Origin of the sequence: Paenibacillus turicensis (assembly GCF_050461185.1) — a bacterium.
GTDB lineage: Bacteria > Bacillota > Bacilli > Paenibacillales > Paenibacillaceae > Fontibacillus > Fontibacillus turicensis_A.
The window spans coordinates 39,930-52,897 of sequence record NZ_JBCMOR010000014.1; the positions used below are offsets into that span (position 1 = coordinate 39,930).

15 protein-coding genes are annotated in these 12,968 nt (G+C 37.7%); 7 read left to right on the forward strand and 8 right to left on the reverse strand.

Going from position 1 to position 12,968, the window contains the following annotated elements:
* Positions 1-204: 204 nt before the first annotated feature.
* A complete protein-coding gene (locus ABE099_RS17260; RefSeq protein WP_430032322.1) occupies positions 205-885 on the reverse strand; it encodes a M50 family metallopeptidase in 681 nt (226 codons plus the stop codon).
* A gap of 179 nt (positions 886-1,064) precedes the next feature.
* Here ABE099_RS17260 and ABE099_RS17265 point away from each other — a divergent pair, with 179 nt between their 5' ends.
* The 6 genes from ABE099_RS17265 to ABE099_RS17290 all read left to right on the forward strand — a co-directional run bounded on the left by ABE099_RS17265 (position 1,065) and on the right by ABE099_RS17290 (position 5,653).
* Entirely contained in the window at positions 1,065-2,228 is a 1,164-nt protein-coding gene (locus ABE099_RS17265) for a GNAT family N-acetyltransferase (protein WP_430032323.1), read from the forward strand.
* A 259-nt stretch (positions 2,229-2,487) separates the two neighbouring features.
* A complete protein-coding gene (locus tag ABE099_RS17270) occupies positions 2,488-3,111 on the forward strand; it encodes a DUF2975 domain-containing protein (RefSeq protein ID WP_430032324.1) in 624 nt (207 codons plus the stop codon).
* Positions 3,108-3,347, forward strand: a complete 240-nt coding sequence (locus ABE099_RS17275; RefSeq protein ID WP_430032325.1) for a helix-turn-helix domain-containing protein — start codon at positions 3,108-3,110, stop codon at positions 3,345-3,347. The genes ABE099_RS17270 and ABE099_RS17275 overlap by 4 nt, the downstream gene beginning before the upstream one ends.
* Before the next feature lie 287 nt (positions 3,348-3,634).
* Positions 3,635-4,471, forward strand: coding sequence for a GNAT family N-acetyltransferase (locus ABE099_RS17280; protein WP_430032326.1), 837 nt, complete (start codon positions 3,635-3,637; stop codon positions 4,469-4,471).
* An 87-nt stretch (positions 4,472-4,558) separates the two neighbouring features.
* Positions 4,559-5,152, forward strand: a complete 594-nt coding sequence (locus ABE099_RS17285; protein WP_430032327.1) for a YdeI/OmpD-associated family protein — start codon at positions 4,559-4,561, stop codon at positions 5,150-5,152.
* A 63-nt stretch (positions 5,153-5,215) separates the two neighbouring features.
* Complete coding sequence (locus ABE099_RS17290; protein WP_430032328.1) at positions 5,216-5,653, forward strand: GNAT family N-acetyltransferase; 438 nt, start codon at positions 5,216-5,218, stop codon at positions 5,651-5,653.
* Between the two features lie 11 nt (positions 5,654-5,664).
* On the opposite strand, the gene ABE099_RS17295 is transcribed toward ABE099_RS17290, so the two are convergent.
* The 4 genes from ABE099_RS17295 to ABE099_RS17310 all read right to left on the reverse strand — a co-directional run bounded on the left by ABE099_RS17295 (position 5,665) and on the right by ABE099_RS17310 (position 8,690).
* Entirely contained in the window at positions 5,665-6,507 is an 843-nt protein-coding gene (locus ABE099_RS17295) for a hypothetical protein (RefSeq protein ID WP_430032329.1), read from the reverse strand.
* 79 nt (positions 6,508-6,586) lie between these two features.
* The gene (locus tag ABE099_RS17300; RefSeq protein ID WP_430032330.1) at positions 6,587-7,090 is read right to left on the reverse strand and encodes a DUF1572 family protein; all 504 of its coding nucleotides are present in this window, start codon (positions 7,088-7,090) and stop codon (positions 6,587-6,589) included.
* A 699-nt stretch (positions 7,091-7,789) separates the two neighbouring features.
* Positions 7,790-7,903: a putative holin-like toxin gene (locus ABE099_RS17305; RefSeq protein WP_430032331.1), complete on the reverse strand. Its 114-nt coding sequence runs from the start codon at positions 7,901-7,903 to the stop codon at positions 7,790-7,792.
* Between the two features lie 256 nt (positions 7,904-8,159).
* Positions 8,160-8,690, reverse strand: a complete 531-nt coding sequence (locus ABE099_RS17310) for a DUF4269 domain-containing protein (protein WP_430032363.1) — start codon at positions 8,688-8,690, stop codon at positions 8,160-8,162.
* Between the two features lie 124 nt (positions 8,691-8,814).
* Between ABE099_RS17310 and ABE099_RS17315 the strand changes: the two genes are divergently transcribed.
* The gene (locus ABE099_RS17315) at positions 8,815-9,237 is read left to right on the forward strand and encodes a hypothetical protein (RefSeq protein WP_430032332.1); all 423 of its coding nucleotides are present in this window, start codon (positions 8,815-8,817) and stop codon (positions 9,235-9,237) included.
* A 119-nt stretch (positions 9,238-9,356) separates the two neighbouring features.
* Here the strand turns inward: ABE099_RS17315 and ABE099_RS17320 are convergent, their stop codons facing one another.
* From ABE099_RS17320 to ABE099_RS17330, 3 genes are read right to left on the reverse strand one after another with little or no spacing between them, the layout of a single operon-like run.
* Entirely contained in the window at positions 9,357-10,316 is a 960-nt protein-coding gene (locus ABE099_RS17320) for an ABC transporter permease (RefSeq protein ID WP_430032333.1), read from the reverse strand.
* Between the two features lies 1 nt (position 10,317).
* On the reverse strand, positions 10,318-11,391 hold the full coding sequence (locus ABE099_RS17325) for an ABC transporter permease (RefSeq protein ID WP_430032334.1): 1,074 nt from the start codon (positions 11,389-11,391) through the stop codon (positions 10,318-10,320).
* Positions 11,384-12,922 carry an ABC transporter ATP-binding protein gene (locus ABE099_RS17330; RefSeq protein ID WP_430032335.1) on the reverse strand — a complete coding sequence of 513 codons (1,539 nt, stop codon included), beginning with the start codon at positions 12,920-12,922 and terminating at the stop codon, positions 11,384-11,386. Before ABE099_RS17330 ends, ABE099_RS17325 begins: the two co-directional genes overlap by 8 nt.
* Positions 12,923-12,968 lie beyond the last annotated feature (46 nt).

Below are 12,968 nucleotides of genomic sequence, written 5' to 3' on the forward strand. Positions count from 1 at the left end.
ACCAGTAATTCTAAATAGACCAAAAAGAATGCGCTTACAAAAAAGTATTAGAGTAATATGCTATGTATGTTCATCTTAAATAAAAAAAAGATAAGGTACTACTACCAAACTAAAGCTTAAGGATTGTTTTTTACATAATTAGGAACTAAATTTAAATTGATTCTCTTTAATAGTATAAAGAAAGGGGATGCGAAGTTAGAAACCTCACGCCCCCAATTTTGCTTCTCTTCTGTTCCAATATAATCCAAGTGCAAATCTAGCGCACAGTATGGAAAAGGCTACAAAAAATAATGCCCAGAATACAGCAGGAATTCCTGTTAAGTTTGCTAGATTGGTCGCATCGCCCGCTTGATTTGGAGAAGTAATGGCAAGGATGAGCAGAGTCAAAGGTGCAGTTACGGACTCCTCTAAACATAGGAAGGCTAACAGTAAATAATAAAAGCTGCGTAGCCGATCATCTATGACCAGGAATAATACATTAATTAAAATAAAAATGAATAACCAAATTAGTCCATAACTATTCCGTACAAACAAAAGCGCTGATAATAAAGCGATCGTTGTAATGGTAATTAAACCTGCTGTATGTTTCCATTTTGAATAACTAAAAAATAAAGCGATCGCAAATAAGGAGGCACTAGTATAACCTGCAATAGATACAATAAACCGACTCCAGCCCACCGCCAATAATGAAGAATAAGTGACACCACTATGATTAGGATATAATTCAATGCGATTGACTTTTCCTGAGGTAAGTAACGTCGCTACCGCGTGACCAAATTCATGAATCATCGTATCTAGCATCCGAAACCAGTTGGAAAAGGGTATAAATCTAGTTAAAATTGCTGCGCCTACTAGATAAAGTAATGCTTTAAGCCACTTGTTCATGTGTTCCCCTCTTTCTATACCAATCGTGCTGTATATGTTCCATTATAAACAAGAAAGTAAGTGATTCCAAAGAAAATAACTATACTCAAACAGTATCTTGCTTAAAAGATATACTTCAAATATTGTTAAATTAGTGAACTCATTCCATTATGATGAATTTACCAAGGAGGTAATTCAAATTGACATATCTAATTGATGAAAGCTACGGTCTAGAGCTTGCCCGTGAAAATTTTGCGGATATAGCTGGTATATTTGGTGGTTTAGAGCAACATTTATGTATTCGAGGTGTTCTTTGTGGCTCTATTACAGGTCAAGTATTTGTAGCTAACGATAGACAGACAGCACTGTTATGTAATAAATCGGAGTTTTATATCGGGGGAAATCCTTACAACGGTCTATTTATAGAAGAAGTTGGTAGGTTGCTAAGATTTCAGTTGTTGCCAGAGCTTAGCAATCAGGGCAGTTTGGACTACGTGTTGTATTATCCATCTGATGAACCGTGGAAGGAGATTTTAGAGCAAGCACTCAAGGATTTGTTACCAATACGTAGTGGGCGCATGACACTAACGCATACATTAGAAAAAATAGCTACGGCTCTCCCCGAAGGGGTTTTTGTCGTAGATAGCCAAATGTTAACCCGTGAAGATATACATGGTATGAGTGAGATCGTTGAAGAAATCGAAAGTAATTGGTGTTCAATCGAGGCCTTTAATAGCGGTGGATTTGGCTGTGTTGCAATTCAGGAAATAGAACAAGGCTTTACTGTGATAGGCTGGTGTTTAACGGATTGGGTTGTTGGTGCTGAATGTGAAATCGGCATTGAAACAAGTGAACAGTTTCAAAGACAAGGTTGGGGGCATAAGCTAGCGATGGGTACACTGTCCCTTGCAAAGATGCGAGGGATGATGAGGGTAGGCTGGCAATGTTGGGGGGATAATATTGGATCAATACGAACTGCACAGTCTGTTGGATTCAAAATCACCGCTGATTTCCCCGTATTTTTTGGTTGGAACGAGCCTCGTAATCATCTATTAGTTATTGGCAATATGTATATGTGTGGGGATACCAAATATGGCGTTGAAAAGGACTACCTCCGAGCTGCATGGAGTTATGCCAAGGCATTAGATCAGGGTTGGGATTGGAATGGAGATTCTGCTCTTTACTGGAATACAGCATGTTTATTTTATTTAATCGGAAATACTTCAAGAGCAGTCCATTATTATGAGCAAGCACTTCAGAAAGGCTGGATAAACGCCCAGCAGTCTCATTACCACAATTATGTTTATCGGGGAGAAGATAGTGAGATTATCCAAGAGGCGCTTGCTGGCTTGCTTAGCAAATGAAAAGAATGGTGATGAAATTAATATAGAACGACTTGCTACTTGAAGTGAATCTATTAAAAAATCAAATTGCCGCGAAAATGATTCAGGTGTGATACACACGCGGGCAATGAGGAGTTCAAGAAAGTAAAAAATAAAGTTTCAGATCATAATATATAATCTGTTTTTGAAAAAAATTAACGATTAACATTAATTTTTTTATCTTTTTCATAATTTAGTATGCTATACTGTACTAAATTATTCAGGAAAAGAGGTCGATAGGATGCACAAGCTTGTCACAGAGAAACGGGCAATGAAATTAGCGAATATTTTACAGAGTATATGTATCTTTATGGTTTCTTTAGCTCTAATCCTTACCATTTTAATAATGCTTGGTCGTATTAATGTAAGTGTAGCAACACCAGATGGGTATTTTCAAAACACGTTATTAGTGGAAAAGGATCATAATACGTCTTCACGTTTCATGTTTACGAATCTTTCTTATTTGGATATCCATTTAAATACAATTTCTAGCGGTGGAACTGTTGGAATCGTTACTTATGTAGGTGTTGTGATTATGAATTTGTTGGTGGTGCTTCCAGGTGCTTATGTATTTTTTGTTATGGCTAGCTTTTTTAGAAAAATAGCTCAAAAAGAAGTGTTTACATCGTCAAATGCTTCATTACTTTCACGTGGGGGAATCGTATTACTTAGTTTTGCAGTTCTCACGCCTTTATTAAATGCGTATATCATCCCTTCGCTAATTAATTCATTAAGCTCTAATGTAATCTCAACTAGTGTAAGTATCAATTTTATTGAATTATTTGCTGGCGCAATATTACTTGTTATGGCTTATGTGTTTCATTATGGAATCTACCTGCAGGATGAGGCGGATCATACCTTATGATCGTCATTCGGCTTGATCGTATGCTAGCAGATCGTAAAATGCGCCTAAACGAGCTTGCAGATGCGGTAGGCATTTCAAATGTAAATTTGTCGATGATGAAGACAGGGAAAATTAAAGCGATACGTTTCTCGACACTGAATGCGATATGTAAGGTGCTGAAGTGTCAGCCGGGGGATATTCTGGAGTATATCGCGGATGAGGAAAATGAGGATGAATCGGAAGAGGTTGGGATATAACTTAAGCCTCTAACTTATCTTAGCCACAGATGCAATTAGGACCTATCCAAAAACAATCAGGTGTACCGCATTGATTTTGATCAATTCCTGTTTAATGATCTGATTTCTGTGATGAAGCAGGTCGAGATTTTGGCAGATACCTTGACCAAAAAAAGTAAATAAAATATAACTTTTGAATATCCCCCCCTTTTTTTCTTTTAAGTAGACAGTTAAGAAAAAATTTCTTACTGTAGGCTCAGGAGGGATCTTTTTACTCCAATCATGCCTTAACCTTATAGGAGGAAAAAATGATTAAAGTAGATGATATTCAGAAACTAAGCCATATAGATAAAATTACTAATCAGCTTAGTCCTAGCTTTTCAGGAATTATAAGTGGGGAATGTAAAGGAAGCGTATGGGTGGATGATTTGGAACATCCAAATATTGCACTCGTAGAGTCTGCTCCAGTTGGGGGCTTTGCTTTTTTAGGAGAAATTCACACAGATGAGCAGCAGGAACAGCTTGGACATTTTTTAAAGGAAGAATTATTTCCCTTGCTACAATCCAGAGGGATCGATGGCTTTGAATTTTCAGCAGAAAAAGAGCATGTAGCTAAACAAATATTAAATATGTTTCATGATAAAGAGATTGCGCAGGAACAAGAATATAGTCATCGGAACAATGAGACTGCTGTTTTTTCAACTGTGATTGACTTGCCTCGAGGCTATTCCCTATATCAAGTAGATGACGAGCTTTGGGAGAACCTGAGCAAAGATAGGAACGGGAATGAATTCAAGAATGGACATTTGTTAAAGAATAAAATAGAAGAGTCATGGTATAGCTTTAGCGACTTTATGAATCGGAGTTTAGCATTCTGTATAGCTTATGAAAATCATATTGTTGCAGTCATTGTAGGAACAGCAAGATTTAATGATACACTTCCCATTGATATTGAAACTGATAAAGCACATCAAAATAAAGGTTTAGCCTTTACATTAACTAAGGAATTTGTAAATCAATGTGTAGCTAGAGGATTATCTGCTCAGTGGGATTGTGTAGAATCCAACGTTAAGTCTAAGAAGCTTGCAGAAAAAGCAGGATTCAAGCTGATATCGCAACAACCTGTGTATTGGTTCGATATATAATTTTTTAATAGAAGCAGATTAAACTTTAAATTTAGGGTAATGTTAGTTAACAAACCTATGATATTGACATGAAGTGGAGTGAGCCAGATGACTAATCATATAACTAACCCTAAAGTAGACGCATTTCTGAGTAGAGAGTCGAAGTGGCAAGAAGAATTTGAACAGCTTAGAAGGATGATGTTGACTTTAGAGCTAACCGAAGAGTTAAAATGGGGCGTTCCTTGCTATACAGTTAATGGTAAAAATGTTGTCCTTATTCATGGATTTAAAGAGTATTGTGGTATCTTATTTGTAAAAGGTGCATTGTTAAAAGATGATAAGGGCGTGCTGATTCAGCAGACAGAAAATGTACAGGCAGCTCGCCAGATTCGTTTCACGAATGTAGAGCAGGTTATCTCATTGGAACCTACAATAAAGAGTTATGTTCAAGAAGCGATCGAAAATGAAAAGGCAGGTTTGAAGGTAGTACTAAAGGAAGTACAAGATATTCCAATTCCAGTTGAATTCCAGCAAGTATTAGAGGAAAATTCAGACCTGAAGACTGCATTTGAAGCTCTAACACCAGGGCGGCAAAAAGCCTACAATCGTTATTTCACTGAACCAAAGCAGGTCAAAACTCGTTTAGCTAGAATTGAAAAATATACGAAGTCTATTTTGGATGGCAAAGGGTTAAATGATTAAATACTAAAATGATTAAATGTTGATAAAGTAAAATAGAATAAATGTATTTAGGGAGAGAGACGCTTGGAAATCAAGGAAATGAAGCTGAGAAGTCAAGAGCTAATAGATCAGTTAGTACGTATATGGCGGAAATCAGTGGTAGCGAGTCATACATTTCTAACTTCAAATGATATAAATGAGATTGAAAAATTTGTTCCAATGGCATTAGAAAATATCAATACATTGCTGATTGTAGAGGAACAAGGGAAACCTGTTGGATTTGCGGGAGCAGATGGTAGTAAGTTAGAAATGCTTTTTATTGATCCTGATTTGCGTGGCAAAGGGATTGGAAAGCAAATCGTGCAAAATCTCATTGCTAACTACCAAGTGACAGAAGTAGCAGTTAATGAGCAAAATCCCCTTGCAAAAGGGTTTTATGAGCATATGGGGTTCAAGGTTTACAGACGTGAGCCTCTAGATGAGCAAGGGAATCCATTTCCTATTTTGTATATGAGATTATAATAGGGTACGGTTTAGGTAGAAGATGTGAACTTATAATTTTTCAATTCTTTAGTTATAGCCTCAAGATTTAAATTCGCAATTTCAATGAGCGAATAATTCGTCAAGAGGCTTTTAATGAATTCACAACCAAGATAATATCCTACATCAGAATAACCTTGGTAATTAGACCAATCTCCAAAAAACTCCTGTGTACTCTCTTCATTTTCAACCCTGCGCATATATTCAATAAACAGATTTCCTTTATTTTTAATACACCAATTTAACCACCCATTTCTATCCTGATGATAAAATGAAAAATCATTACAGAGCATTTGCTCAAAATACATAGCAATCCCTTCTCGATACAGTTGCCAGATCGACTTTTCACTATGTATATCAGTTTTAAGATGCAATTTTCCAATTGAATCGTGCCATATATGTCCTAACTCGTGATAAATTAGTGAAGATATACTTTGCAAATCACACCAATCCAACTCTATAATTTTCTCAATTCCAAGTAGAACCGTTTTTTTTCCATTAATATCAGTAGCCCAACCTGCACCGTTACATAATCCAAGATATAAAATAATATCAACATCTAAGTCGTATTTGAAAATTTCTATAAATTTATTTCTTAGTTGCTTGGTGGCATAAATAAATGATTGATGTGTTTCTTCTAATTTTTCCCTATTATCTAGGGCGTTATTAATAACGGGAATAACCTGTTTTTCTATATTATATAGTTGTGCATCGTTTTCCACCTGTTGGCCTAAATAAATAGAAATAGAATTTGCGTATGATCTCCACAGTGAGATACTAAATTCTCTTTGTGAAAATAATGATATTATTTCAGTATAAGTATCGATAATCCTCATCAGCCTAGCACCTCTTTAATTTATTACTTTTACAATTGAGTAAGTTCAACTTTAGGGGAAAATAAATGAAATTTCATGTCTAATCATAGTTCCATTCTAACTGTCCCTTTCTCATTTTAGCCACGTAAATAATTTGCCCTGTATGATAGTGAACTTCTCTTACCATGGCAATCATGAGGTTGAGCGCTGTGGTTTCATTATTGACTTGGCTGTAAGTCAGTGGTGGTAAATGAAGAAAAGGTTGAGATAATAACAACTCAGGGTTGGAACCAAGGTGTTCAAGATATCGAAGGATGATATCGAATGCATTTGTGGTGAGTGTAATTGCTTGTTCCTTTGACATTTCAAGGCCTGGCTTAAATTCGGCATCTCGATCTCTAGTATCTGGAATATTGAGTAAAATAGTTTCAATCCGTGAATGAACAGCACCACTAATATGAGCGATAAGATTCGCAATACTATTACTGCCCTCAGTGGGAATCCACGTAATATCTTCTTCTGATAACTGTTCAATTACTTGAAGCGTCCATTTCTTCTCAGATATAAACTTAATGAGCATACTTTGGATTAATTCAGAAGCCATATCCATTAACGCACACCTCAATCTCTTATTTGTTATTGGCTTATTAGCCATGGTGATTGTCTGTCCCTAATTGTTCTGTGTTTGTATTTTGCCTTTTATATGTCCCAATATAGTAACTAACTAGGATGAAGCCAATGAGGGTAAAAATATTTCTGTTCCTTGTAGGTATTAAGTACAATATGTTAAGATAAGAATAGAAATAAGGACGGTTTGCCAGCCGTCCTCTGTACAACACTTGGGTGGGATACCTCCAAGTATAAGGTCTTGAAAATAACTCGCACCGTTGGCGCTAACCTGGGCGAGTTATTTTCGTTTATTCAGGTAAGTGAGCAATGCCAGAACAAACATCTCGATCATCATCACGTCTGAAAACGAAAATGTCATAAGCATCACCTCCATTCCGGAGGTAATACTTCCCACCCAAGTTCAGTTGTACATGTTAGATTATACCATATGGTTTTATATGAGTGCAGTGAGAGATGATAGATTTACCTAAATCATCATGGTGAAACCGTGTGCCACTCATAAGTATTATTGAAAAATTAATACTTAGTTGCACGTATAAACTAAAAGAAATATAATAAAGATAGAAGTAAGGAGCCGTGCGTCAACACGACTCCTTAGCACGATAGCCGCTTTTAAGGGCGGTAGGCTTTAAATAAGGTTCAGAAATAGACCGATACCTTCGCTAGGGGCGGTCTATTTCTTTTGGTTGTGGTTAAGAGCTAAGAGAATCGTAACGACAAGACCGATCAATGCAATAAGCAATGAACCGAATGCCATCATAAGCATCAAAGCATCTTTAATTTCCACAGGCATCACCTCCCATCTGGGGGAAGTTAGCCGACCGCCCTTGCAAGCCGTTCTATAGTGCTAAGGATAATTATACCATACTGGCATGGAAATAATAGGAGAATGAGTAGCTAGACCTAGCTAATTACCCCTTTGTTTTGTCTTTAAAATCATAATATAAAAATCAAACTCTCCGTGGAATCTTTTTAAACTGTTCTATTATGAACACATTGCTCACTGTTTCCTGAATATAAAATAATGCCTCTGGCTTCATAACTTAATTTAAATCCAATCTCCTACCTATCTTCAAAAGCTCCTCATAAGGATCACCTGCTAATCCTAACACCTTGGCAAAGGCAGGTTCAGTTTTTAAGCCTTGCTTCTTCAAATGAATAATCTCATCTCTAATATGAGGGTGAGTCATTAATAAGTGGTGCTCGATAATCATATGGCGATATGCATTTTGCTTCACAACTGGGATGGGCTGAGCGAATATTTCAAAATCCATATCCCCAAATGTAAAGTTACAAATCACAGTGGGTATTTCCTGCACAGTTAATTTGTTTAAAGTAAATCTCTTTAACTCTCCATATCGTGATTGTACTTCATCGTTATAGCGTTCAAAGTTGTGTACTTCCATGATGATATCTAAGTCCGATCCCTCAACATCAATAGCGAGCGGAATGGTCCCACATAAGAGAGGAGTATAGCTAGCGAAATCATGAAAAATATTTAATTGTTGTATGACGTGAAAAGCGTCGCGTTGCACTTTATTTCCTGACTCTAAATAAGAAATTGTTTTGAAGATGATGCTTCTCCTCCTTACATGGGTAATGACTAGTAATTAGGAAATTGGGGGTAACTCACTTTTCCCCTTGTAACCTTTATAGTATTGTAATATAAACATTGCTTAATGAAAAAGGTGGGGACGTATGAATATAGAAGAAACTGTTCTTGATTATTGCAATGCAGCTGTACAAATTGGTAAAGAGTCGTATCATGTTGACTTAGACTTTACACCAGACACGGTCAAACAAGTAAGTGAGATATTAGATCGCTATCATGATATTTATACCGAAGAAGGTAGTGAAGGTGAGATGCACCAGCGCATCAACACCTATGCAGGCATTTTTGGTATTTACGTAGGAGAAGTACTTCGGAGAAACTATGCTAGTGATTTTAACTGGGAAAGTACTGAACATGGATTTGGATTAACCAAGGGAAATAGTGCGGTCTATCCAATTTCCAAAGCATATAAACATATTGAAAATGGCGTGGAGGGTGGAGATCAGATAGATTCCTTTTTTAAAGTTGCAGTATTCATTGTACAAGGGAAGTTTCCTAGTAAAGGATAGAATATGTAAATATAGATAGATATAATCTAAAAAAAGCTGCATCCCTCTAGACTGAAATAATACAGTAGACGAGGAATACAGCTTTTTGCTTTTTATTTGTAGAAGCTATTAGTGTGATACTAACGCTTCGACGGATCGTAAGGTGTCCCCAGTGCCGCAGGAGCATGAGAGCGTCCAACTGCACTAACAAGTACGATAATCGTTAATACGTAAGGAATCATGAAGATAAATTCCTGTGGAATGTGGCTTGACCATTCGAACATCTGTACATAATTTCGAATGGCTTGAGAGAAGCCAAAGAACATCGCTGCTCCAAACGCACCAACTGGATTCCATTTACCAAAAATCATCGCAGCGATGGCAATAAAACCTTGTCCTGAAACCGTATTATGCGAAAATATACTCGTGGTTGTAAGGGTAAGTGTTGCACCGCCAAGCCCAGCTAACGCACCGGAAATCATAACACCGATATAACGCATCCGAGATACATTGATTCCAAGTGTATCTGCGGCTCCAGGATACTCACCAACGGAACGCAAACGCAAACCAAATGGTGTTTTATACAAAACATAAAAGGCTATACCAACCATAATTAACGCTAAATAAGAGGTTGGATAGGCATTAAAGAAGCCTTCACCCAAGATTGGGATATCACGTAAAACTGGAATCGCATATTTATGAAACGGACTAATTAATGGTGTTTCTGCAGAGCCATTAAACAACAGCTTCACCATATATACGGTCAGACCGGCAGCAAGGAAGTTGATAACTACACCACTGATCGTCTGATCTGCTTTAAATGTTACTGAAGCTAAGGCATGAATTAAAGAACCGATAACACCAAAAATAACAGCACACAAAATACCAATCCAAGGTGCGGCAGCACCAAGTCCTGCATCTTGAGCGTAATACGTTCCAACACCTGCGGCAAATGCACCAAAAATCATCATCCCCTCAAGCCCGATGTTAACAACACCAGCACGTTCGGAGAAAATACCACCAAGTGATGTGAAGATTAAAGCGGTAGAAAACACAAGTGTCGAACCTAGCAATTGGCCTAATAGCGTAATTACATCCATATCACTGCACCTTCTCTTTCTTGCGCTTTAGGTAAAATGGCTTCAATATAAATCGAACAATACCTTGCGCCGCAATGAAGAAAATAATAGAACCAATAATAATTTTAATCAGTTCAGGAGGAACTCCAACCGCAAAACTCATTCCTGCCGAACCGTAGGTCAGAGATCCGTATAATATGGATGCAAGAACGACACCTAATGGGTGATTCATACCAAGCAATGCAACGGAGATACCATCAAATCCGTAACCTGGAGAAGCGGCAAAAATGGACTGATAATGGAATACGCCAAGTACTTCAAATGTGCCAGCAAGTCCTGCAAATACACCACTAATAAACATGGCTTTAACTACGTTTTTTCCTACACTCATCCCTGCATATTCTGCAGCGTGTTTATTAAAGCCAACAGCTCTCATTTCATAGCCGTGCTTGGTTTTCCATAAATAAATGTAGAAAAATAACGCAGCAACTAGAGCGACAATCGTTCCCCAGTGAAGGCGGGCCCCTCCAAATAGCTGTGAAAGGAAACTAAAGGAAGCCGAAGCCTCGATATTTTCGGAGCGATTTTGCCCTTTAAGCAAGAAAAAGTTTCGAATAATGTAATTAGAGAAATAAAGAGCAATCCAATTGAGCATAATCGTGGTAATAACTTCATTAATTCCTCTTTTTGCTTTTAGGAAGCCCGCAATGCCTGCCCAGAGTCCACCTGCTAATCCACCAGCAACAGCAGCTAGAGGAACAGTTACAATCGAAGGTACACCCTCAAGTGATAATGCTACAACTGATGCTGTAGTCATCCCCATGAGTACTTGACCATCTGCTCCGATATTAAACATACCTGAACGGAAGGCGAAGGCAACAGCAAGTCCTGTAAAGATTAGTGGGGTGATTTGACGAATAGTTTCACCTAAGTCGTAAGGTTTCCCCACAACACGTTGAATCAATGCATCGTAAGCTTCTATTGGATTATATCCCCCAAACAACATAACGATGGCTCCTACCAATAGACCGAGCACGATGGCTACTAAAGGTACGATAAGGCTGTCCAGTGTAAAAATTTTACGTAACTTATTCAACCTGTTGTCCTCCTTTTTCCTTCAATCCAGCCATCATAAGTCCTAGTTCTTGATCATTTGTATCCTTAGGATATACTTCGCCGATAATTTTCCCACCATAAATAACAGCAATTCGATCCGCTACGTTGATGATCTCATCAAGCTCAAAGGAAATGAGGAGAACAGCTTTACCCTCATCACGTTGTTTAATGAGCTGTTGATGGACAAATTCAATTGCCCCAACATCAAGACCTCTCGTAGGCTGGGCTGCAATAAGGAGATCAGGATTTTTATCAATTTCTCTTGCTATGATTGCTTTCTGTTGATTACCACCTGATAAGGAGCGTGCTTTGGTTTCAATGTCAGGTGTACGAACATCAAACGCTTTAACAAGCTTTTCAGCATGTTTAGTAATTACATCTTGCTCAAGAAGTACACCTTTACTGAAAGGTCGCTTGTAATACGTCTCTAGTATCATATTTTCTCTAATTGAAAAGTCTAAAACAAGACCATGCTTATGACGATCTTCAGGAATATGAGAAATCCCATTTTCAATAATTTTTCTTGCGCTTAGATTTGTAATATTTGTACCAGATAACGTAATTGTTCCTGAGTTAACTTTACGTAAACCAGTTAGGGCTTCAATCAGCTCGGTTTGTCCATTTCCATCCACACCGGCAATCCCAACAATCTCACCAGCTCGTACAGTAAGATCAACCCCATTAAGTAAAGGAACATTATCTTTGCTCGTTAGCTTAACCTGATTCATAGTTAGAACAGGCTCACCAATTTGAGGTTCCGCTTTATCAATTTTGAAGGAGACGCGTCGTCCCACCATTTTTTCAGCCAAATCATTTGGATTTGTCTGATGTGTATCCACCGTATCAATGACTTTACCCCGACGAATAATCGTTACTCGATCAGAAATCTCCATAATTTCTTTTAGCTTATGCGTAATGAGAATGATGGATTTACCTTCTGCAACTAGGCGGCGCATAATAGCCATGAGTTCCACAATTTCCTGCGGAGTTAATACTGCTGTAGGCTCATCAAATATAAGAATATCTGCTCCACGATACAATGTTTTCAAAATTTCAACACGCTGCTGCATTCCAACTGAAATGTCTTGAATCTTTGAGTTTGGATTAACTTGCAGACCATATTGTTCTGATAGCTTTGCTACTTTGGCAGATGCAGATTTATAGTCAATATTAGTGCCTTTTTTAGGCTCCATCCCTAAAATAATATTTTCAGTCACCGTAAAAGGCTGAACAAGCTTAAAGTGCTGATGCACCATACCGATGCCATATTTAATCGCTGTATTTGGATTATCGATGGTAACAGGCTTACCATCCATTTCAATGGAACCTTCATCAGGCTGATATAAACCAAACAAAATATTCATCAAGGTTGACTTACCAGCACCATTTTCGCCGAGCAACGCATGAATTTCACCTTTGCGGAGGGTTAGACTTATAGAATCGTTGGCAACAATGCCAGGGAAACGTTTTGTGATTTGTTTTAACTCGACCACAGGAGGCGTAGTGCTCATGAAATCACCCTTATCTTATGGGATTTAATCAAACAACAAGACCAGT

Excerpts from the sequence above, each read along its gene's own strand:
- ABE099_RS17260 (WP_430032322.1), bottom strand. The coding sequence starts at position 885 with ATGAACAAGTGGCTTAAAGCATTACTTTATCTAGTAGGCGCAGCAATT.
- ABE099_RS17270 (WP_430032324.1), top strand. The coding sequence starts at position 2,488 with ATGCACAAGCTTGTCACAGAGAAACGGGCAATGAAATTAGCGAATATT.
- ABE099_RS17275 (WP_430032325.1), top strand. The coding sequence starts at position 3,108 with ATGATCGTCATTCGGCTTGATCGTATGCTAGCAGATCGTAAAATGCGC.
- ABE099_RS17280 (WP_430032326.1), top strand. The coding sequence starts at position 3,635 with ATGATTAAAGTAGATGATATTCAGAAACTAAGCCATATAGATAAAATT.
- ABE099_RS17285 (WP_430032327.1), top strand. The coding sequence starts at position 4,559 with ATGACTAATCATATAACTAACCCTAAAGTAGACGCATTTCTGAGTAGA.
- ABE099_RS17295 (WP_430032329.1), bottom strand. The coding sequence starts at position 6,507 with ATGAGGATTATCGATACTTATACTGAAATAATATCATTATTTTCACAA.
- ABE099_RS17300 (WP_430032330.1), bottom strand. The coding sequence starts at position 7,090 with ATGGCTTCTGAATTAATCCAAAGTATGCTCATTAAGTTTATATCTGAG.
- ABE099_RS17315 (WP_430032332.1), top strand. The coding sequence starts at position 8,815 with ATGAATATAGAAGAAACTGTTCTTGATTATTGCAATGCAGCTGTACAA.
- ABE099_RS17320 (WP_430032333.1), bottom strand. The coding sequence starts at position 10,316 with ATGGATGTAATTACGCTATTAGGCCAATTGCTAGGTTCGACACTTGTG.
- ABE099_RS17330 (WP_430032335.1), bottom strand. The coding sequence starts at position 12,922 with ATGAGCACTACGCCTCCTGTGGTCGAGTTAAAACAAATCACAAAACGT.